Annotated in this window: 17 protein-coding genes; 7 read left to right on the top strand and 10 right to left on the bottom strand. The window is 49.9% G+C overall.

Annotated features, from left to right (window positions below; translation table 11 throughout):
• Positions 1-186 precede the first annotated feature (186 nt).
• The 7 genes from B5F29_RS07625 to B5F29_RS07600 all read right to left on the bottom strand — a co-directional run bounded on the left by B5F29_RS07625 (position 187) and on the right by B5F29_RS07600 (position 6,372).
• Positions 187-2,019 carry a VirD4-like conjugal transfer protein, CD1115 family gene (locus B5F29_RS07625; RefSeq protein ID WP_015574149.1) on the bottom strand — a complete coding sequence of 611 codons (1,833 nt, stop codon included), beginning with the start codon at positions 2,017-2,019 and terminating at the stop codon, positions 187-189.
• Positions 2,006-2,404 carry a PcfB family protein gene (locus tag B5F29_RS07620; protein WP_181966738.1) on the bottom strand — a complete coding sequence of 133 codons (399 nt, stop codon included), beginning with the start codon at positions 2,402-2,404 and terminating at the stop codon, positions 2,006-2,008. The genes B5F29_RS07625 and B5F29_RS07620 overlap by 14 nt, the downstream gene beginning before the upstream one ends.
• Before the next feature lie 129 nt (positions 2,405-2,533).
• Positions 2,534-3,247, bottom strand: coding sequence for an antirestriction protein ArdA (locus B5F29_RS07615; RefSeq protein ID WP_015574150.1), 714 nt, complete (start codon positions 3,245-3,247; stop codon positions 2,534-2,536).
• A gap of 1 nt (position 3,248) precedes the next feature.
• On the bottom strand, positions 3,249-3,590 hold the full coding sequence (locus tag B5F29_RS07610) for a DUF7768 domain-containing protein (RefSeq protein WP_015574151.1): 342 nt from the start codon (positions 3,588-3,590) through the stop codon (positions 3,249-3,251).
• A gap of 50 nt (positions 3,591-3,640) precedes the next feature.
• Positions 3,641-5,062 (bottom strand): ParB/RepB/Spo0J family partition protein, encoded by a 1,422-nt coding sequence (locus B5F29_RS07605; protein WP_087154058.1) that lies wholly within the window; start codon positions 5,060-5,062, stop codon positions 3,641-3,643.
• A gap of 186 nt (positions 5,063-5,248) precedes the next feature.
• Complete coding sequence (locus B5F29_RS16550; protein ID WP_015574152.1) at positions 5,249-5,425, bottom strand: hypothetical protein; 177 nt, start codon at positions 5,423-5,425, stop codon at positions 5,249-5,251.
• Between the two features lie 335 nt (positions 5,426-5,760).
• On the bottom strand, positions 5,761-6,372 hold the full coding sequence (locus tag B5F29_RS07600) for a TetR/AcrR family transcriptional regulator (RefSeq protein WP_330397553.1): 612 nt from the start codon (positions 6,370-6,372) through the stop codon (positions 5,761-5,763).
• A 216-nt stretch (positions 6,373-6,588) separates the two neighbouring features.
• Here B5F29_RS07600 and B5F29_RS07595 point away from each other — a divergent pair, with 216 nt between their 5' ends.
• Genes B5F29_RS07595 through B5F29_RS07575 form a run of 5 tightly spaced genes read left to right on the top strand, consistent with a single transcriptional unit; the run spans position 6,589 to position 11,055 of the window.
• The gene (locus B5F29_RS07595) at positions 6,589-6,921 is read left to right on the top strand and encodes an SCP2 sterol-binding domain-containing protein (protein WP_087154056.1); all 333 of its coding nucleotides are present in this window, start codon (positions 6,589-6,591) and stop codon (positions 6,919-6,921) included.
• Between the two features lie 18 nt (positions 6,922-6,939).
• Positions 6,940-7,887, top strand: a complete 948-nt coding sequence (locus B5F29_RS07590; RefSeq protein ID WP_087154055.1) for an alpha/beta hydrolase — start codon at positions 6,940-6,942, stop codon at positions 7,885-7,887.
• Positions 7,887-9,287 carry a condensation domain-containing protein gene (locus B5F29_RS07585; RefSeq protein WP_087154136.1) on the top strand — a complete coding sequence of 467 codons (1,401 nt, stop codon included), beginning with the start codon at positions 7,887-7,889 and terminating at the stop codon, positions 9,285-9,287. The genes B5F29_RS07590 and B5F29_RS07585 overlap by 1 nt, the downstream gene beginning before the upstream one ends.
• 13 nt (positions 9,288-9,300) lie before the next feature.
• Complete coding sequence (locus B5F29_RS07580; RefSeq protein WP_087154054.1) at positions 9,301-9,534, top strand: acyl carrier protein; 234 nt, start codon at positions 9,301-9,303, stop codon at positions 9,532-9,534.
• 12 nt (positions 9,535-9,546) lie between these two features.
• Positions 9,547-11,055, top strand: coding sequence for an AMP-binding protein (locus B5F29_RS07575; RefSeq protein WP_087154053.1), 1,509 nt, complete (start codon positions 9,547-9,549; stop codon positions 11,053-11,055).
• Here the strand turns inward: B5F29_RS07575 and B5F29_RS07570 are convergent.
• The 3 genes from B5F29_RS07570 to B5F29_RS07560 are packed head-to-tail and all read right to left on the bottom strand — an operon-like array spanning position 11,052 to position 15,700.
• On the bottom strand, positions 11,052-12,965 hold the full coding sequence (locus B5F29_RS07570) for a sensor histidine kinase (protein ID WP_087154052.1): 1,914 nt from the start codon (positions 12,963-12,965) through the stop codon (positions 11,052-11,054). The genes B5F29_RS07575 and B5F29_RS07570 overlap by 4 nt on opposite strands.
• Positions 12,962-14,965, bottom strand: a complete 2,004-nt coding sequence (locus B5F29_RS07565; RefSeq protein WP_087154051.1) for a hypothetical protein — start codon at positions 14,963-14,965, stop codon at positions 12,962-12,964. Before B5F29_RS07565 ends, B5F29_RS07570 begins: the two co-directional genes overlap by 4 nt.
• Positions 14,966-14,980: 15 nt before the next feature.
• The gene (locus B5F29_RS07560; RefSeq protein WP_087154050.1) at positions 14,981-15,700 is read right to left on the bottom strand and encodes a LytR/AlgR family response regulator transcription factor; all 720 of its coding nucleotides are present in this window, start codon (positions 15,698-15,700) and stop codon (positions 14,981-14,983) included.
• A gap of 200 nt (positions 15,701-15,900) precedes the next feature.
• Between B5F29_RS07560 and B5F29_RS07555 the strand changes: the two genes are divergently transcribed.
• Both B5F29_RS07555 and B5F29_RS16420 read left to right on the top strand, forming a co-directional pair.
• The gene (locus B5F29_RS07555; protein WP_087154049.1) at positions 15,901-17,109 is read left to right on the top strand and encodes a LuxR C-terminal-related transcriptional regulator; all 1,209 of its coding nucleotides are present in this window, start codon (positions 15,901-15,903) and stop codon (positions 17,107-17,109) included.
• Positions 17,110-17,402: 293 nt separating this feature from the next.
• Positions 17,403-19,811 carry a helix-turn-helix transcriptional regulator gene (locus tag B5F29_RS16420; RefSeq protein WP_087154048.1) on the top strand — a complete coding sequence of 803 codons (2,409 nt, stop codon included), beginning with the start codon at positions 17,403-17,405 and terminating at the stop codon, positions 19,809-19,811.
• Positions 19,812-19,900 lie beyond the last annotated feature (89 nt).

Below are 19,900 nucleotides of genomic sequence, written 5' to 3'. Positions count from 1 at the left end.
CCGGGCTATACCCGGCCATGAAAAAAGCCGCCCCGTGTAGGGCGGCAGCGTCCGTACCTCGGGACTCGTCGGCACAAACTTCGCTTTGCTACTTTGGGACAAAATGTCCCAAACTCCGCACGCTCCGTTGCGCCTCCTCTTCCCACAAAATCGCTGATTTTGCGGGAACCCTAAAAGCCCAAGGTTTTATACAAAAGCGTCTGGATCGTCGAGGTCGTCATAGTTGAGGATGTCCTCGTCCTCTTCTGTGAGCGCCTCGGCGGGCACATCCACTTCGTACACCTCACAAGCCTCGTTGGGGCCGGGCCGCCTGCGGCGGTTTATCAGCCTGTCGAGGTTAAAGGCGTTTTTCTTGTCGGCCTCAGCCGTAAACTTGTAGTTGGGGTGTTGCTTCAGATCGTATTTGCGGGAATAGAACGGGGGCAGGCCCCGGAGCTGCAAGATGCACCGATCACCGGGCATTGTGGCAAGCTCGCTGGGGGTCATCAGCTCCCGGCCCAGCCGCTGGATGTTTTGGCTGTAACTTTCGGACTGGCCCCGTGTGCGGCCATCCGTCTGCATGGAGATCGTGGACTTGCCCAGCCAGTTTTCCGATATTTCCTTGATAGTGCTGGCCTCGCGGCCACCGAGGAATATCACGCTGTCCATGTTGCCGAGGATCGTTTCCGCATTTTTATCGTAAATGGCCTTGCATTGAGCAAGCTGCTGATAGAGCAGTACAAGGCTCACCTCGCGGGAACGAATGACGGCCACCAGCTTTTCCAGCCCCGGCACTTGGCCCGTATTGGCCGCCTCGTCCCACAGGACGCGCACATGATGGGGCAAGCGGCCCCCATGCACATTGTCGGCCCGTTCACACAGGAGATTGAACATCTGCGAAAAAGCGAGAGCGACCAAAAAATTGTAGGTGCTGTCCGTATCGCTGATGCAGAAAAATGTTGCCGTCCGTCTGTCACCCATACGGTCAAGTTCCAGTTCATCGTAGCTCATAATCTCCCGGAGCTGGGGGATGTCAAAGGGAGCCAGACGAGCACCGCAGGAAATCAAAATGCTTTTGGCCGTCTTGCCGCTGCTTAACTTGTACTTTTTGTACTGCTTCACAGCAAAGCAATCCGGCTTTCGCTTTTCCAACCCGGCAAACATATAGTCCACCGCGTTCATAAAGTCCTCGTCATCCTCCTTGACCTCCATGCCGGAGATCATGTCCACCAGCGTATTCATATTGCGATCTTCCTCCGCGCCCTCGAAAATGATATAGCCCAGCAGGGCGCAGTATAGGAGCGTTTCGGCCTTCGTCCAGAACGGATCGCCCTCTTTGCCCTCGCCCTTGGTGTTGGAAATAAGGGCATTGACGAACTTTAGGATGTCGGACTCGTTCTTGATATACGCCAGCGGGTTATAGTGCATGGACTTGGAGAAGTCGATGCTGTTGAATACCTTGATTTTGTACCCCCGCTTTTGGAGAAAGCTGCCCACTTGGGACAGGACGCCGCCCTTCGGGTCTACCACCACGAAAGAGGAATGGGCCTGTAAAAGCTGGGGCGTGAGCCAAAAGCGGGTTTTGCCCGAGCCGGACGATCCGATGACACAGGTATTGAGGTTTCGGGCGTTGGCCGGGATCTTGGGCCGGGTGTTCATGGTGAGAAACTCCGTCCCGGTCAGAATGACATTGTTTTCAAACTTGGGATCGACAAAGGGCTTGATGTCCTTTTCGTTTCCCCACCGGGCCGAGCCGTACTCCTCGTCACGCCGGAACTTCTTGGCTTTTTTACTTTTCATGTGGATGAACAGACGGAACGCCACGGCTCCCACGATACCAACCAGCCAGTCAACAGGGTTTAGCCCCGGCGCGAAATCGGCAAAGGCCGGGCCGATAGTCTGGCCGATCCCCATCACTTTTGTTAGGAAACCCGCACCAGCGGCCAGCCGATAGGCCGTACTCAATTTGAGGAACGCCCAGCCGATGAACACATACGGGATATTGGGAATGAGGAATTTTCGGAGCTTATCTGTTTTCATGCGCCGCCTCCTTCACACGCTCCCGCTGTTTGGGCTTTTCACGGGTGAGCTGATCTCCGGCCCGCTTGATCTGATCCCGGATGGGGATGCGCCTGGACTTGGACTTGTTCAGCACCTTTTTGGAATACTCCGAGAAACAGGCGGTCATGGCATCAGCCTGTCCCGCCTTGAAAAACAACAGGTATTTGTCCGGGCCTGTCTTGTAAAAGGCATAATCCACATTCCACTTCCGGGCCACCCGGTCAAAACTTTTGGTATCGCCGGACAGCTCCAGACTGTTGGTAGACACGCCATGCCGCATAAGTTGCTTGACCGTCTGTTTGCCGTGAGGGATCTGCCGGGCGCGGTGTTCTTTGGCGATTTTGCGCCCCACAGCGGCCACCACATAGGCAAGGCTCCGCGCCGTCAGCTTACTGGCCCGGACGGAAACTGCAACAGTACGCCGGGAAATATCTTCTTCTATCAGCTATGCCGCCTCCTTTCTCACCTCGGGACAAGTTGTCCCAAGGTGGGGTTATCGTTCCGTATGGCCCAGCGTGGGCCGTTTCCGTTCCCCCTCCAGCGAGGAACGGTCTATAATTTCCTTGAAAGCTGACATCTGCTCCCGGATGGACAGCTTGGGCATGGAGAAAACGCGGTGCTCGTCGGGAATGTCATCCCGGCCCGTGTAGTGCTCTATAAAGCTGCTGCGGTTGTCGGCCACATATCCACCGGGGGCATAGTGGCCGCCGTCATTGATCCGCACATCCCGCCCGTATGCCTCATAGTCGATATAATCAATGAGGTGTTCCGGGACTTCCACACCGCCGAACTCCAGCACATACATACGGCCCAGCTCCTCGTCACTACGGACACCGGAATAGAACTCAAAGCAATCCAGATTTTGCGTGAGGTTGATTAAGTCTTTTACGCTACCTGTGTATTCGCCAGCGTCTATGACCGCCTCAAACTTTTCTATATCGCTCTGATCCATTTCCGACAGCAGCGCGGCCAGATAGTTGAGCTCGTCAATGCTTTCATATTCGCCCAAGTGCTCATGCAGCCCCAGTACATCGCCGTCAAAGCTGGTTATGAAAATCTCCTCATACCGTATGCCGTCCACGCCGATGCGCTTTAAGAGGGACTGTACCTCCTCCGCCGTGGTGGGAAATTTCAGCGTTTCGCCCACAAGCTGCCCCTCGGCATATTTGCCGAGGTTGGTAATGTAGGCTTCCAGCAGGGCCGCCATATCAGCGGCGGCCCTGTCCCTTGACCGTCAAGATGCCCTCCAGCGTGGTTGCCGTGATACCCAGCCGCTGGGCAACAGCAATATCGTTCTTCATAGCCTCGGTGACGGTATGGCCGCACACCACCAGCACATGAGAGCGTTTGAGCAGATTACGGGCCATGTCGATCCCGCTTTTATGCTCCTCGGGAATGGCATCATTGAGGAACAGGGGATGGAACAGCGTGGGGCAGATGGGCGAAAAGCCCGCCTCATACACGCTGCGGCAATACTGCGCCGCCTGTTTTGCGTTTTCGGCATCGCTGCCGCACCACGCAGCGGTGATATATGCGAGGGGTCGTTTCATTGTTAAAACCTCCATTCAATGAAAAAACCTCGGGACAAATTGTCTCGAGGTTACAGGCTCTTATCCGTTTTCTTTTCGGGCTTGCCCAGCTCGGGGGGCTGCTTGGCCTTCCAGTCATCCAGCAGGGCCATGATCTGATCCTTCATCTGACGGGGGGACTTGTCCTTGCCGAAATACTTTTCCAGTTCCGCGCTATTGATAATCACCTTATCAACCTCCTTCTTTTCTTCCATCAAAATGCCGTCGATCACATCGCCGTTCAGCTTGCCCTCTTGATCCAGCTTGCGGAGCCGCTGGGCTTGGGATAGGGACGGAGAGGACTGCTGGCCCTCAATGGACACGGCGATATACTTCTGATGTTTGGGCCGGATAAAGGAAATCTCCACGGCGGGGGTAAATGCCAGCTTTTTTTCGTCCAGCATTTTCTGCAAATCCGGCACCAGCTCGGTCAAGCGGATATACCGCTGTACCTGTTTGTAGTTCATGCCGTTGCGATCACCCACGATCTGCGTGGAGCGTTTACCCGCCTCCTGTGCGTCCTCACCGGGACGAGCGCCTTGGTGCTTGATGGCCTCCACCTGCATTTTCAAAGACTGTGCCTTTTCCGTGGGCAAAATCTTTTCGCGGTGGCGCAGGTTGTCATCCGTCATAGCGAGGATGGCCTCGTCATCGGTCATGTTACGGACAATACAGGGCATATTCACAAACCCGGCCAGCTCGCTTGCCCTCTGGCGGCGGTGGCCCGCGATGATCTCATACCCGCCATCCTCGGTGGGGCGCACCAGCGCGGGCTGGTTTACACCACTTGCCCGGACGGACTCCACAAGGCCCTGCATCTCGGCATCGTCACGGACACCAAAGGGATGGTTTTTGAACGGGCGCAGCTCGGACAGATTGAGGTAGACAATTTCCTCTTTTTCTGCGCGGGTAGCGTCACGGGGCGCGGCGGGCTGCTCCGGCGCGGCAGGGGCGGGAGCCTCCTGCGGATTGGGTGCAGCATTTTCCGGGGCAGCCTTACTTTGGGACATTTTGTCTCGCGTGGGCGGCTTGGCCTTGTCGGGGGCCGCCTTGTCAGCCTTTGCCGGGCGGCCCTTGCTGGCCTTGGCCGCTGCTTTGTCCTTCGACTCCGTGGTTTTCTGCTTGGGAGCCTTTTCCTTCGGGGCCTTGTCCTTTCCGGCCTCCTCACGGGCGGCGGCGAAATCCACCACCTTGCCAGAGGGAGCAGGGGCAGGATCACTCTTGTCCGGGGTGGCAGTCTGCTTGGCCTCCTTGTCGGGCTTGAGCGGCTCGGGAGCCGCAGGGCTGGGAGCCTCCGGGACGGTGGGCTCCGCCTTTTCTGCGGGAGCTGCCTTTTCAGCCGGGGCGGGATCTGCCACAACGGGCTCGGCCTTGCCGGGAGCAGGCTGCTCCTGCGCGGGGGCCGTGTCAGTCGTTTCTGCCTCGGGGCCGATATTCTTTTTATCGTCTGCCAATGTCAAACCTCCTTTGTCTTGAAATGAAAAAAGCCAGCCCGATGGCTGGCAGCAGATAAGGGACTCCTCCTTTCAAGTTGTGGTGTATGAAAACGCCGCCCATAGTCTCACTCGGGCGGCGTAATGCTCAATATGAAATTGTTTTAGAATAAATACCTTGCTTGACAACTCGGATTTAATTTTAGATTAGATTTTTTCGCGGTGGCCTTCGTTCCACATTTTTTCATCGACATCGGCCATCATCAGCTTTAACAGGATGTCCGACATACTTTCACCGTTTTTATCATAACGGGGCTCCACGATAAAAACGCGATTGCCGATCTCATATCTTTGCGGCTCACCAGCTATATATTCTTTCTCCATACTCAACACCCCCTTTCGCTATGGAACAAGGAAATTATACCATGCGAAAAGGGAATTGCGGTATCGAGCTTGTTTTCAAATTTAGTATTGATATGCGGTCTGGCCCCAGCTATAATGAATTTCAAGAAAAACGCCGATGGTTTTGCGGCTTTTGGTGGGGTGTCCCGCGTATTGAACGCTCTATTGGCCCGATTTAGAGGGGTATGTAACCGATCTAACCGGGAGAGCGCTTGAATGGCATTCAAGAGGTCACGAGTTCGAGTCTCGCTATCTCCATTAGTGCAAAAGATACAAAAACACCGGCCGTTTAAAAACAACCGGTGTTTTTGTATACGTCATTTCATCATCAGAAAATTCAGCGATCCCGCCGGGTTTTCCGTCCCTTTTTCCAACAGAGAGATCAGTCCGAGGATGGTCTCTTCTATTTTCCCAGGATCAGATGGAACCAGTGAATTGTCTAATTTAACAGTCAGTACGATCAGTACGATCTCGGCCAGTGCGGCGGGATAGTCGAAATGGATTTCTCCCTGCTCAATACCCTGACGGATGATCTCGGTCAGTACAGGTTTCATTTCTGAGATCAGATGTTTCATATATTTCTGGCGGATAAATGCGTCTTCCTTTGCGTCCGATGTCTTGGTCTCGTCCTGGGCACGAAACTCAGTTGAGGAGTTTCTGCATGCCTGGAAGATCATGGCCATTCGTGTGAAAGGCGAAATGCTGGTTTGTTTTGCAAGATTTTTTGCTGTTTCCAGCGGTTTTTCATAATTCCGTTCTACCAACGCGTCTACGATGGAATCTTTGGAGGGAAAATAGTAATAAATGCTTCCTTTCCCGATTCCGGCCGTCTGAGCGATTTCACTGACGGAAATATTCTGTATGTTTTTATCCCCCAGAAGAGTCTGGAGGGCATCCAGAATCTGGTCCTGTTTTGTTTGGTTTTGCAAGTCGTTCACCTCTTCTGTAAGTCTCCGCCGCATTACTGCGATATCCCTAAGTATAACATGGCACAATGAGGTGCACAACTGGGAAAACTGCCGGAAAAATCGGGAAAACAAACGATAATTTATATGCCGAACAAATTGACCGGCGGTCGAAAAAGTGGTAATGTATCAGTGTGAATAAATCGACTGATGGTCGAAAAAAGAAAAAGGAAGAGAAAGATGAAATACGCGGATTTTTTTGCAGACATTAAGAGCAGATTTATGGAGGCGGATGTGAGCGACATCCACGAACATTTGGCATACCAGTTTAACATTACAGGGGAAGCCGCAGGGATTTTTTATGTGGAAGTAAAGGACGGAAAACTTTATGTGGAACCGTACGAGTATTATGACCGAGATGCCATGTTTACCGGAAGCGCTGAAACTTTTATGAAGATAGCGGAAGGAAAACTGGATCCGGTTGCGGCAGTAGGGCTGATGAAACTGAAGGTGGAAGGGAATATTGACAAAGCTCTGCGTTTCAAGGAACTGATTGACAGTAAAAGAAAATAAAGAAAGAAGGCAGGGAAGATGAGGAAGACACTGATAAGAAGTATTGCAGCGCTGCTGGGGCTTCTGACAGTCGCTGAAGCCGGGGGATCCGCATATTTTTATCGAAGAACCATGAGACGTAACCGGTTAAGTGTGGATCGGACAATCAAAATGTCCGGAACAGACTGGAGTAAGTATGCAGGCCTGATGCAGGAACGTAAAGAGTATATGATGGAGCAGCCCCATGAAGAGGTATGGTCCAGATCGAGGGATGGTCTCCGTCTTCACGCTACTTATTTTCCAAATGGAGACAGTAAAAAGATTGTGGTATGCCTGCATGGATATACCAGTCAGGGAATGAGCGATTATATCGGACTGTCAGATTATTATCTGAAGCGTGGATACGGCATGTTCTTGCCGGATGCCAGGGCTCATGGACAAAGCGAGGGGGAGTACGTGGGATTCGGATGCCTGGACCGGTATGATCTTATGGGCTGGCTTCAGTGGATTATCCGCAGGTGCGGGGAAAATGTGGAGCTTTTGCTTCATGGTACTTCTATGGGGGGAGCCACGGTGCTGATGGCAAGCGGCCTGGAACTGCCGTCTCAGGTGAAAGGAATTGTTTCTGACTGTGGATTTACTTCTCCTAAGGAAGTGTTTACGCACGTGCTTCACTCGATGTATCATCTTCCGGCTTTTCCGATGATCCAGATCGCCAGCTTTGTAAACCGCAGAAAAGCCGGATATGGATTGGATGACTGTAACGCGGCCAGAGAGGTGCGCAAAGCGAAAGTGCCGATTCTTTTCATCCATGGCAGCGAGGATGGTTTCGTGCCGTGCAGCATGTGTGATGAAATATATGAAAACTGTGCTTCGCCTAAAAAGAAACTGATTGTAGAGGGTGCGTCCCATGCAGAAAGTTACTATAAAGCTCCGGAGACATATGAACATGCTCTGGACGAATTTATCGGAGGTATCATAAAATGATGAAAAAAAGAAAAGGATATCCGGTATATCCTCTGACTGCCGCACAGAAATTTCACTTTTTCTATCAGAATTTCTGCCCGAAAAAAGAGGTGCTGAATATTGGAACCAGCCTGACTATTGGCGTAGATCTGGATTTTGGGGAACTTAAACAGGCGATTTACAAGGCCTATGAGCGCTGCGATTCCATGAGACTTCGTTTTGCCCACGACAAAGAAGGAACGTATTATCAGTACGTAGTGGATAAAGAAGAGAGGGACATTGAATATGTAGATTTTACGGGGAAGACTATGGAAGAAGCAGAGGAGACGATGAAGGCGTGGACCAGAGTGCCTTTCAAACGTGATGATTCTCCGATGAACCGTATCGTGATGATCAAGACGCCGGACGGTTACCAGGGGGTATACCTGCTGGTGGATCATATGACCATGGATGCTCAGTCTTTGATCTGCTTTTTGAAAGATATTATCGAGCTTTATTGCAACGCAAAATATGAAGGCGTACCTTATCCGAAGGATATGGCATCTTACATAGAGCAGGTGGAGAAAGATCTGGCGTATGAGGCGGGCAGTAAAGCCCAGGCGAGAGACGCGGCATATTTCCAGAGACTGATAGAGTCTTCTGAACCGATTTATAACGGTATCGACGGGCCGGAGCTGCTGGAGGCCGAGAGAAAAAGAAGCGGGAATCCGGATGCCCGTGCAGCCATCAATGTATCTGACTCTGTGGATTCTGCTCTGGATATTTTTCATCTGGAGGCAGAGCCTACAAAACGGCTGATGGATTTCTGTGAGAAGTATCATGTGTCATTGGCCACGCTGCTGCTCATGGGTCTGCGTACTTATTTCCAGAAGATGAACGGCAATGATGATGTGTCCATCAATACAGCCATTGCCAGAAGAGCGACGGTCAAGGAGAAAAAGTCCGGAGGAACCAGGATTCATTCCTTCCCGTTCCGCACGATTATATCTCCGGATCATACTTTTCTGGATGGAATCTATGAAATCCGTGATCTGCAGAACGAATATTTTCGTCATGCAAACTATGATCCGGTGGCATATTTTGCGTATCGCAGCAGACTGTATCCCAATCCTCAGGGACAGACCTATGAACCCATGTCTCTGACCTACCAGCCTTTGACGCTGAAAGAAAAAGGGCTGGATCAGCTGGGGGATATTCAGTATAAAACGAAATGGTATCCCAACGGCGCCACGACTCAGGCCATGTATCTGACTGTGATGCACCGTCCGGAAGACAACGGGCTGGATTTTAATTTTGAACATCAGGTGAAAGCCGTTTCCAGAGAGAAACTGGAATATCTTTATTATTATCTGTGCAGGATCATGTTCAAGGGCGTAGAAAACCCGGATCTGAGCATCGGAGAGATTATTAAACTGGTATAGGGAGGAAGAAAAAATGTTTGATCAGTTGGTGAATATAATCTGCAATTATGTGGAGGTGGAACCTGAGAATGTCCGTCCGGATTCCCGTTTTATGGAAGATCTGGGATTTACTTCCTTTGATTTTATGAGCATGCTTGGAGAACTGGAAGACGAATTTGATGTGGAAATCGATGAACATGAGGCTGCGGATATCCGTACGGTGCAGGAAGCGGCGGATTATCTGGAAAAATTAAAAGCAGAGGAGTAAAGGAGAGAGCGCATGCTTTGTTCAACGATTCGGGAGATTCTTGTAAATACAGAGAAAGTCTATGGACCGGAAGACGCGATCCGGTATAAGATAAAGAAAAATATCATTGAGACAAAAACCTACAGTCAGCTGAAGCAGGACAGCGAAAGTTTTTCCTGCGCACTGGAGGCGCTGGGAGAAAGAGGCAGCCATATAGCGGTGACAGGAGCGACTTCTTATCCGTGGCTCGTCACCTATTTTGGAACGGTAAACAGCGGAAGCGTGGCGGTGCCGCTGGATGTATCTCTTCCTGCTGAAGATCTCTGTGAACTGATAGACCGGGCGGATGCCACGGTACTGGTAGCGGATGAACTGCGAAAGGATCTGATGGAGATTGTAAAAAGCCGGTGCCCGAAACTGCGGTATTTAATCTCCATGCAGAAAGAAGAAAGCGATGAGGAAACTTTGTCTTTCCGGCAGCTTCTGCGGGAACATGAAGGTGTTTTCGGGTACGAACCGGAGCCGGACAGTCTCTGTACCATCATGTTTACATCGGGAACCACGGGAAAGAGCAAGGGCGTCATGCTTACACAGCGGAATCTTGCAGAAAATGCCACCTGTCTGGATATGAAGATCCCGCCGAGGACGGTGATCCTTTCGGTTCTTCCCATTCATCATGCCTATTGCCTGAGTATGGATATTCTGAAAGGAATTTCTCTGGGATCGGTAATCTGTATTAACGATTCTCTGCTTCGCGTGGTGAAGAATATCAAGCTGTTTCAGCCTAATATGATCCTGATGGTGCCATTGATGATCGAGACCATGGCGAAGAAGCTGGAAGAAGTATCAGGACTGCCGCCAAAGCTGGTAAAGTGGCAGGTGTTCGGCAAACAGTTTCATACTATCTGCAGCGGCGGAGCCTATCTGCCGCCGGCCATGATTGATTTGTTTGACCGGTATGGAATCACGATCCTTCAGGGGTACGGTATGACAGAATGCTCCCCTGTGATCAGCACTACCGTAAGCTGGAACATTCGTAAAGAATCTGTAGGTCAGCTGCTTCCCAACTGTGAGGCAAAAACGGTGGACGAAGAGCTCTGGGTGCGCGGCAGCAGCGTCATGATGGGATATTATAAAATGCCGGAGGAGACAGCTCAGACCCTGGAAGACGGCTGGCTCAAGACCGGAGATCTGGGGTATGCGGATGAGGATGGATTTGTCTATCTTACCGGCCGTAAGAAAAATCTGATCATTACCAAAAACGGAGAAAATGTGTCGCCTGAGGAACTGGAAAACAAAATTGGCGAACACCGCCTGGTACAGGAGATTCTGGTACGTGAGAAAGACGGCGTAATTGAAGCAGAAATCTATCCGGATTATGATTACATAAAAAAGAAACGCATCAAAGATGTGTCCGCCGCCCTGCAGCAGGTGATTGATGAGTACAATCAGGGCGCACCGGCGTACAAGAAAGTATACAGCCTGAAGGTGAGGGAGACAGAGTTCGAAAAAACCACGTCAAGGAAAATCAAAAGATTTTAAAGGATCTTCTGTTCTGCGGGCAGGATCACGGATACCTGAAAATGATCGGAAAGCGTCTGGAATCGGATTTGTCCGTCCAGACGCTTTACTACTGCCCGGACGGATTCTGTACCGATGCCTGTTCCATCGTGCTTTCCGGACAGGTATTTCCCATTGACTGTATGGATTTTGTTGGAAAAAGTATTTTCCACACGCAGGTAAAATTTCTGATGTTCATATGCGGTCTTCAGATGTATGGACGGAGCCGCAGAATCAGAAGAGAGACAGGCTTCATATGCATTTTCCACCAGATTGCCGAATAAAATAGTCAGATCGGTGTCGGAAAAAGGAAGTTCCGGGGGGAGTTCAGCCTGAACTGTAAAATGAATATGATTTTGCTCACAGAGCTTTTTATAATACTGCAGGATGGTGTCTACCATCAGACAGCGGCATAAAACCGTGCGTTCTTTAAAATGCAGCCGGGACTGATATTCTGACAGATACTTTTGCGCCTGAGAAAGCCTGCCCTCCTCCAGAAGTGTGGATATGACAGTCAGGTGATGACGCTGATCGTGCCGGATACGGACCGTCTCTTCAATCTGGCTGGTCAGCTCCTGATAATGAGCTTTCTGAATGGCAAGCTGCCGGGAAAGCTGACGGTACGATTCGGCAAAGGACTGGTGAAAAGAGTAGGCCCGAAGAATATCCGCCGCCAGCGCACAGAAGATGAATACAACCAGAATCTGTATTCCCAGTTCAGGAAACCATCCCCCGTAAACAGGCTCGTAGACAGGCAGCAGACGATCCCATAGGAAAAAGGCGCTGTATGCGGTGTTCCCATACAGAAGGATCCGGCTCTCCGGATGCCGTTGAAAAATTCCCCAGAAAGAAGCAGCTAAGAGATAGGCTGTCGCCAAGAGTTTAACTGCCGCCGAAAACCAGGAAAATGTCTGCATGACAGAGACAGTCAAAACGGGTGAAAGCATGCCGTATGCAAGCGCAAGGAGACTGAATGCAAGAGAAACTGTCTGGCTGACACAGATACAGACGCGGGGCGGCATACAGATACGGTTTTGGATCGTTACGGCAAGAAATATCAGCAAATAGCCGCAGAAAATTTCCAGCCCGTACCAGGGAAATATGGACAGTTTAAAAAGATGAATCAGCGGATAGGAGGTATATCCCACCGCGGCAAGACATAAAGCCGCGAAAAGCAACGCGTTTGTATGATGCATTCGAAACGCCGCGCCAAGCATCAGACCAAAAAGAATCAGGATGAAAATATCCCAGGAAGCTGCGGACAGGGATTGCATGATCCGGTAATGAAAGACAGCCTGTAATGTGCCGAATGCCGGAGGGTATACCATGCCGCTGTAAAAATGAGTATAATTGCTGACAGCCAGGATCAGACGCACATGTCCGGAATCATTTAAATGAACAGTACGGATCTGGGTTTTGGGCGTGTAGGTTTCGGGATCAGGATCGCCGGTCTGCAGAACCAGACGGTCATTGACGTAAAACCGGTACGCGCTGAAGATTTCAGGAAGCTCCAGGGCGTAGTCTCCAGTTTCCGGAAGCCAGAGATCCAGCACCCAGGTACCGCATCCAAAAGGGGTTTCCCGGGTACCCATACGGTCAAAACGGGTAAAATCTCCGATGCTGGTATAAACCATATATTCTTTCGGCGCGCCGTCGTTAAAATCTTCCGGTCCCAACAGCGTATCCGGATAGAATGCCCATCCATCGCGCAGAAAACGCAGAGGATATGTTTCCTCCGTTTCCTGCGTCAGATCCAGATATCCGTTTTCCGCCTGCGGGGCCGGGTCTGTATATTTATTGTTGAGGAAATACAGCGTAATACAGACTGCCGATGACAGCAGGAAGCTCAGAATAACCCAAAAAACGAGACGGATTCCTCTATGTACCATCATGACTTCCTCCCCTTCCTGTATTTCAGCAGACGCAGACAGATACTTCCGGTCAGAAGCAGCGCGGAAGCAGAGACTGCCAGGAATATATCCGTTGGAAATGATATGTCCGCAGACTCCTGAGAAAGTCCGGATGAATCCGTGCCGGTTGACTTTGTTGCTGTTTCAGGAGGCAAAGCTGCAGACTGTTCCTGAATTGTGAAAGTCCCGGTTTCTCTGATCTGGAAAGTCCATATGCCGGTTTCGGGATCGCAGACGCCTTTTGAGACTGTTTCGCCGGATTCATTGAGCAGATCCGCGGATGATTCCGCTGCTGATGGCTGATAAGGCACCATCAGAGTGACGGCAGGAATGTGATCGATGGAACTGCCGTTAATCAGAAGCTGTAAATCAAAAGAAGTGTCGCTGATCCACTGCAGCCTGACATTCAGCAGATCAGAGTCTTCCAGTGACAATTCGGACAGAATATTGTCCGGGAAAATGACCAAAAGTCCATCTTCGGAAATACGCAGACTGCCGGAACCGCTTTCCAGCAGTCTCTGAATCTGAGATACTGTAAAACCTTCCCCGTTATCGGAGTCCGCATCGCCGTCTGCTTTTTCGGAAGAACCGGCGCCGACTGCGGAATGGATGTCGGATTCGGAGTAAGATACGGAGTCCGGGCTGCTGCCGGGAGTTTCGGAGGATCCGTTATTGCCATTGCTGACGGCATTGTCATGATCGCCGGATCCAGATCCCTTTCCGCTGTTCTTTCCCGGATCAGTATCAGGCTCGGAGGCGGAAGATCCGGTGGAGCCAGAAGGTCCAGACGGCTCGGATGGCTCAGAAGGTTCGGAAGGTTCTTCGGACGGATCCGAAGGAGGCAGTTCTTCCTCCGGAGAGTTCGAAGGACGGTTGCCGTCTGTGTCTCCGCCGTCCCGGTCCCCGCCTGTATAGGCGTAAGAAACGGAAGTGCCATCGTTGATCACATGGACAATAACAGAATGCTGAATGCCGTCGTACAGACAAAAGTAATAGTTGCGATTTAATACCAATGTTTCCCGGGATATAAAAAACAATCCGTTGGACGTGAAAACAGCTCCCTCATCCGGATACGGCTGAAAAGCGGAGAAGGAAAGGTCGTCTTCCGAGAGAGCTTCATCGCTTTCCAGATAGTAAACCTGTACTTGGGGATAATAATCTGCCAGATAGGAAAACTGTACAGAATCCGGGAAAATACTTCGAATCGCAAGCTCAAAATCTGCGGGACGGCTGACTTTAACACGAATTTTCAATGTCTGCAGATCTTCCGACAAAATAACAGGAAAAGGATTTGATTCCGATGCTTTCAATTCTGCGGTGATGATGTAGTCGCCGGGTACAGATAAATCAAGGGCGCTGGTATCAAAGGAGACCAGTTCCAGGCGGGCTTCGGTCCCGTTCGAATCATATCCGCAGAGGCGGCTGCTTAAATATTGCTTTAAAATATTGAAGCTGTCTTCCCATTCTGCCGCTCCGTCTGTGGGAACCAAATATTGTCTGTCAACTATCTGCTGATTAAGAAGAGAGGTAATTATGACCGGCTGGGAAACGTCGTTGATCTGAACCGGAATCGTAAATTCCCGCAGAACACCTTCTGCGAAACAGTAGTTTTCAGGAGCCAGGATTGTAACAGTAACCGTATAGTTTCCAGCCACTGAAAAATCTGCGCCATGGCTGTCCAGAGAAATATCAAGAGGTATTTTGGTGTCCGTATGATCTACATACCCTCTTACTATAGTAGATAATACGCTGGACAGATTATCCAGAATCAAATCAGCCTGAGTTGTATCATAGTTTTCCTCGCGCCAGGACTGAAGCGCTGTTTCGTTGAGAATACCGGTTATGTAATGCTCCGCGGTACAGGATGCTGTGTCCGGATCTTCTGCCGCTGTTTCCGCAGCAAGTGCCTGTGCAGAATCTGATGCCCATAAAACTGAAAATATCAGAAGGATAATCAAAAGTAATTTTTTCTCAGCCTTCATTTTGCACATCCTTTTCTATGACAAATGATCAAATTGATAGTCCATATAGGTATCGTTGACAGATGCATAAAGTCTTCGGCTGACAGGAAGCCGATCTCCGTTCTGCATCAAAAAAGAATCTTTCAGCAATTCTTTCACATGATGAAGATTTACTACGATTCCCCTCCCGCAGGTCAGAAAACGGGAATCTGTGAGCAGCGGAGCTACGGTCCGCGAAAAGGTGTGTCTTGCGGAAAGACTCAGGATCTCATTTTCCAGATGAAGTTCTACAGATTTTCCTGCAGACATGACATAGAGGATTTTTCCGTAAGGAATTTCCAGATTTTTTTTGTTGATGGAAACAGTCAGCCTTTTCCTGATCCGGTCAGTCTGCTCCGTGCACAGTTTTAATATCTGCTGTACCACCTCTTCTTTGACGGGTTTAAGCAGATACCGGAAAGCGTTGACTTCATAGCCTTCATAGACATAGTCCGGGCTGTTAGTGAGAAATACGACAAAGCAGTCTTTGTCTGTTTCACGAAGAAGACGTACTGCTTCCATGCCGCTTGTTCCGCTCATAAAAATATCCATGAAACAAAGATCAAAAAGTTCAGGTTCAAAACTTTTTAAAAATGTGTCTGCGCTGCTGTATTCATTTATACTGATTAAAAGATCAGATTTTCTGGCAGCCTGCTCTAACAGACCGCGGAGAAAAAAACGTTCCTCCAGATTGTCGTCAATGACCGCAATATTCATAGATGCCTCCTTGACGGGGCGGCATTTTCCGCCTCATCTTCTTTGATATCATACATTAATTAGCGGATTCAATCAAGTGGCGGATCATTTTGCTGCCGGGAGCTGCGGCGCATGAAAATTGAAACTCCGGAGGATTTCGTATATAATACTAACGGAAAAATATGCGTGGACGAAAATAAAAATTGGAAGGCGGTGGTGGAATGGAAGAATATATATCCATCCGGGAAGCAGCAGAAAAGTGGAATGTATCGGAACGAAGAGTGAATCAATATTGTTCTGATGGACGTATATTGGGCGCGCAGCGGATCGGAAGATCCTGGGCTATTCCCGCAGGAGCGGAAAAACCGGGAGATCCACGGAAAGTACGGCTTCAGACAGAGACAGGAACTATTGATCCTTCCGGCGGACTGTGGAATGATGTTAATCTTATGCCATTGATGAACACGGCGTTTGTTCCGGGATGCTGCCGGCAAACTGTGGAGAGAATGGACCCGGGCCCCCGGAGGGACATTGCGCTGGCAGAATACCATTACTTCAGCGGACAAGCGAAAGAAGCAGCGGAAGAGGCAAAAGCTTACCTTACCAGTCAGGATATGGGAGCACGGCTGTCTGCCTGCCTCATCTGCGCTTATGCGAATCTTTCTTTAGGGCAGATCCGGCAGGTGCAGCTTGCGCTGGAAGAATTAAATACATCTCTTGTCGCTGCGGGAAGAAAGGCACCTCAGTTTCGCGCGGCTGCAGCCTTTGTTACGGCTGCCGGAGCGGTGCTGCTTCATCTGCCTCTGCCTGAGGAACTGCCGGAGATAGAGCGTTTTCTTCCTGCGCTGCCTTACGGCCTCAGGGCATTTGCGCTGTATGTGCAGGCGCATTATCTCTATCTGAAAGAGGAATACAGCCACAGCGTCGGAATCGTAGAGGCCGCTCTTGCCATGGGGGCGGCAGACTATCCGATTCCCTGCATTTATCTGCATTTGGTGGCGGTGATGGATTATATGAGCCTGAAACAGATGGAAAGGGCGAAAGCGCATCTGCTCTCCGCATGGGAGCTGGCCCGTCCCGATGATCTTATCGAGGGGTTCGGAGAGCATCACGGCCTTTTGGGAGCAATGCTGGAAGCGGTTATCAAACCGGAATGGCCGGAAGATTTTAAAAGGATTATTGATATTACCTACCGTTTCTCTTCCGGATGGCGTAGAGTTCACAATCCTCTTACGGGACATGATGTCGCTGATGACCTGACTACCACGGAATTTGCCATAGCGATGCTGGCAGCCCGGAACTGGACCAATCAAGAAATTGCCGAACATCTGAATATTTCAGTGAATACGGTGAAAAGTCATATCTCTGAGGCGATGAAAAAACTAAATGTGGAGAAACGGAAAGAACTGAAAAAATATATGCTGCAATAGTGGCGATGCCTGCGGGGACTCCGCAGGCATCATCCATTTTGGAGGGCGAAACGGGTAATAGTATTTCGTTATGCTTTTCGATATAATATTGACACGATATTACATGCAGCGGCAGGACGACGGAGGAGTATACCGGCAGAAAGCAGAGATAATGAGAATCAGAGATGGTTTGGCAGTTTACTTTACCATTTGGGAAACATTGTGAGCCGCTTGGGCAACATCGCTTGTCTTGAAATTCCCGAACTGATATTCTGTAAACAGTTTAAATTCACGACAGCAGGGGAGCGGGGGACATGGCAGGAGAGACGCGGGAAGAGATACATATTGAAAATCGCAGGCTGATGGGACAACTGGACCGTGACCTGAAAAGGTATGATATTATTTACCTGCAGGCGCCGTCCGGATGGGGAAAGTACACGTTCCTGCAGGATTATCGTGCACATGTAAAGGATTACCAGGTTTACTGGCTGGAAGAAGAGAAAGATGAAGAACTTTGCCGGTCCTCGCGAAATACATGCAGAAGGGGAAGACTGATTATTATTCCGCGGCTGGAAGAGTTCCGGCGGCGGAGCATAAATGCGGACATATGGAAATTATTGGAGGAGAGGAATACAGAGGATCGTTTCCTTTTTTCTTCCGAGCTTCCGGTTCCGGAGGACATGCTGATTCACGTGGCCTCCCGCAGTCTGATTACCTACGGGGTCCGGGAATTGAGGCCGTCCAGGGGGGAAGTAGGCGAATATTTCCGGAAGAAAGGACTTCCGCTGGACGATGAGACGCTTTTAAAGATAGAAAAAGATTTGGACAATAGACCATTATGTATTTATATGCTTGAAAATCCGCTGCGCAATTCCCACAGAGGTTATACCAGGGCGGTTCTGGAACAGTGTCTGGAAGATACATTTAGCTATCTGGATGTAACCCGTTTCCGGGCTTTCCCTCTGGGAGTTCAGGAAGGACTTTTGGAATTGTCCTGTTTTGAAGTGCTGACGCCGGAACTGCTGGAATATATGCTGAAGATTACACATCCTGAAGCTGAGCAGCTGCTCCGGTATCTGCTGGAATGCGGAAGCGTGATAGAACCCTGTGGAAAGGACTGCTATCGTTTTTCTCCTTTGTTTGGAACCTTTTTGAATCGGATTATTACGAAATATCTGGATTTGGAGGAGCATCTGGATCTCTATCGGAGAGCTATGACTTATTTTAAAGAAAAGAAGGATGAACTGGCCGCGCTCAGATTTGCTTCTTTGTTAAAGGATGAAGAACAGATGGCAGATCTCCTGAATCGCTTTCTGGAACACCATGCTTCTTATACAGATTTTGTTCTGTTGGAAGATTATTTTCTGAAAATTTCTCCGGCCTATATCCGGCAATATCCCAGGCTGATCTGTGCAGGAGCCATGTTGGAGGCAATATTGGATAATCTGGATGCGGCGGAGAAATACGAACAGTATCTGACGGATCAGATGGGAGAGTACGAGGATGGCAGGTATTTAAAAGAACTTCAAAAATGCTGGATTTATCTGAAGATATGCCGTCCGGGGCCGGTAGACAGCGACAGTTTTTTCCTAAATATGAAAAAGATGCGGGAATACTGGATGGAGGCGGGATGTTCCTGGATAGAGGATTTTATGCCCAATCAGGTATCCATTCTGCACGGGGACAAGGATTACTGTGAATTACTTGCTACAGGCCGGGTATTGTTTCAGGAAAAAGAGGAAGAACCCAAAAAAGAACTGGAAAAACTGTTTGGAAAACGGGCGAACGGACTGATCGGCTATCTTTTGGCAGAGCTGTACTATGAATATAACCAGCTTGACCGTTCGCTGAATGAACTATCCAAAAGCATGTCGGAGTCCCGGATGGGAGGAAATGAGCGTCTGATGCATATGTGCGGCGTACTGCTGGCAGATCTTCTGACTGCCAGAAATCAGGCAGAGAGCGCCGATGTATTCCTTCTCCGGCAGATGGATGAAGAGAAAGAAGACGGCTTATACTATGAAAATTTTCTGGCGCACCGGGTCTACTATGATCTGCTGCGGGGCGACAGGGAACGGGTAGACCACTGGATGAAAGAACATGCTCCGGATGAAAGCGGCCGTTTTTATACTTTTTACTATAATCGCTATCTGATGAAAGCCCGTGTCTACATATGGGAAGAGAAATATATGATGGCAAGGCTGATCCTTCAGTCGCTGAAGCAGTTTGCGGGAACATATGGCATGTCTTATCTGGGAATACAGATACGTATTCTGGAGGCGATCGCCTTTTACCGGGAAGGAAACCCGTCCTGGAAGGAACCCTTGTCGGAAGCTTTGAAACAGGCGCGCCGGTATAATTTTATCCGTGTATTTGCGGATGAAGGAGGCGCGGTGTATGATCTTCTCAGGGAGATATCTCCGCAGGACGCGGGAGAAAACGACGCTTATTTCCGGTCGATGTTATCGGCAGTGCGCGCGCAGATGCTGCTTTATCCCAGATATTTGAAGAAGAAAGAAGGACCGTCCATGCAGGCTTTTTCCAGCTATGAGATGGATGTGCTGCGTCTGCTGGCGCTGGGGGAGAAGAACTCGGAGATCGCGAAAACTCTCTGCGTCTCGGAAAATACGGTGAAGTATCATTTGAAAAATATTTATCAAAAATTGAATGTGAGCAACCGGAGCCAGGCGATCAAGCTGGTGTCGGAGTATCATTTGATCTGAGAGACAGGAAGGACTGCCCGTTCGGGTAGTGCGCTTCCTGTTTTTTTGTGGGAAAATTTAAAACAGAGAACGTGTGAGGCGGAGGGGGT

Source organism: Lachnoclostridium sp. An196, assembly GCF_002160135.1.
Classification (GTDB): Bacteria; Bacillota; Clostridia; order Lachnospirales; family Lachnospiraceae; genus Hominiventricola; species Hominiventricola avistercoris.
This window is presented reverse-complemented; position numbering and strand designations above follow the sequence as displayed.